At 73.5% G+C, this 1,598-nt stretch carries 2 protein-coding genes; both read left to right on the forward strand.

Features of this window, described 5'->3' with window-relative positions; translation table 11 throughout:
• Window positions 1–42: 42 nt before the first annotated feature.
• Complete coding sequence (locus MFF42_RS15670; RefSeq protein WP_238256574.1) at window positions 43–570, forward strand: c-type cytochrome; 528 nt, start codon at window positions 43–45, stop codon at window positions 568–570.
• Window positions 567–1,523 carry a hypothetical protein gene (locus MFF42_RS15675; RefSeq protein ID WP_238256575.1) on the forward strand — a complete coding sequence of 319 codons (957 nt, stop codon included), beginning with the start codon at window positions 567–569 and terminating at the stop codon, window positions 1,521–1,523. Before MFF42_RS15670 ends, MFF42_RS15675 begins: the two co-directional genes overlap by 4 nt.
• The last annotated feature ends 75 nt before the right edge of the window (window positions 1,524–1,598 follow it).

Here is a 1,598-nt window from a genome sequence, read left to right on the forward strand (position 1 = left end):
CCTGGAGCGGGCCGGCGCCCTGCTCGTGGCGGAGATGCATCCGTGAGGCGCCTCCTCCCGCTCCTGCTGCCGCTCCTCGCCGCGCTCAGTGCCTGCGAGGACCAGTCGATGCGCCGGCAGGCGCGCTACGAGGTCTACGGCAAGGCACCGCTCTTCCCCGACCAAGCCGAGGCGCGCCGCCCGCCCGAGGGAACGGTCGAGGTCGGCGCGCTCAGCCGCGAGGCCGCCTTGCGCGATCCGCCGCCCTTGGATGCTGCGCTGCTGGAGCGCGGACGCCAGCGCTACGACGCGATCTGCACGCCCTGCCACGGCTATACCGGCCACGGCGACGGCATGGTGGTGCAGCGCGGCTTCCCTGCCCCGCCCTCCTATCACGAGGACCGCCTGCGGGCGGCGCCGGCCGCCTACTTCGTCGATGTCATCACCCGCGGCTACGGCGTGATGTACGCTTACGCCGATCGGGTCGAGCCGCGCGACCGCTGGGCGATCGCCGCCTATATCCGCGCGCTGCAGCTCTCGCAGGGCGCCCGCGTCGCCGAGGCCCCCGATCTCGCGGAGAAGCTGCCGTGAGCGATGCCCTGTTCCGCGGCTGGCTGCTCGCCTGGATCGTGTGGAGCGCGGTGCCGTTCGGCGCCCTGGTCCTCGCCATGATCCATACTGTGACCGGCGGGCGATGGGGCGCGGTCCTGGCACCCGCCCTGCGGCCGGCGACCGCCCTCGTGCCGCTCGCCGCCCTCGCCTTCCTCGGTGTCGCCCTCGGGCTCCAGGCCGCCTACCCTTGGGCCGCCGGCACGGGCGCAAAGCCCGATGTCCTGCGCCTCTACCTCGACCCGACGCTGTTCCTCGTGCGCGCGACGGTCGCCCTCCTCGGCTGGTCGGTGCTCGCTTTGTTGTCCCTGTCCGGGCGCGCCAGCCCGCTCGTCGCCGGCCTCGGCCTCGGCTTCTACGGCCTGACCATCAGCCTCGTCTCCGTCGATTGGATCCTCTCCGTCGAGCCCGGCTTCAACGCCTCCGCCTTCGCCGCCGACGTCGCGCTGCATCAGATCCTGGCGGCTCTCGCCTTCGCCGCGCTGGCAAGCCCGTCGAGCCTCGACGCCCGCGGCGCCTCCGACCTCGCCGGCCTGATGCTCGCGACCCTGCTCGGCGTGATCTACCTGGAGCTGATGTCCTATATCGTCGCGTGGTACGGCGACCTGCCGCCCAAGGCGGCCTGGTACCTGAAGCGCGGCGCGAGCCCGTGGGGCGGCGTCCTCGTCGCGAGCCTCGTCCTCGGCGGCATCCTCCCCTTCATCGCCTTGCTCTTCGCGTCCGTCCGGAAGAGCCCGGCCCTGCTGCGCGGCGTCGGCCTGCTCGTGCTGATCGGCCTCGCCCTGCATTTCGCGTGGCTCGTTCTGCCGGCCTACGGGGCTGAGGCGGGCGGCGCCGCGGCGGCGGCCGTGGTCGCCCTCCTCGTGCTCCTGCTCGTCTCGGGCTTCGCGTCCCGGCATATCGTGCGGCGGGCCGGGAGGCTCCGTCATGTCTAACGCGGCGCCCGGCCAACTCCACAGGCGGGTCCACGACGACGTCGTCGGCCACGCTCCGCCCGGCACCGAGGCGCC

Origin of the sequence: Methylorubrum podarium, assembly GCF_022179745.1 — a bacterium.
GTDB classification, from domain to species: Bacteria; Pseudomonadota; Alphaproteobacteria; order Rhizobiales; family Beijerinckiaceae; genus Methylobacterium; species Methylobacterium podarium.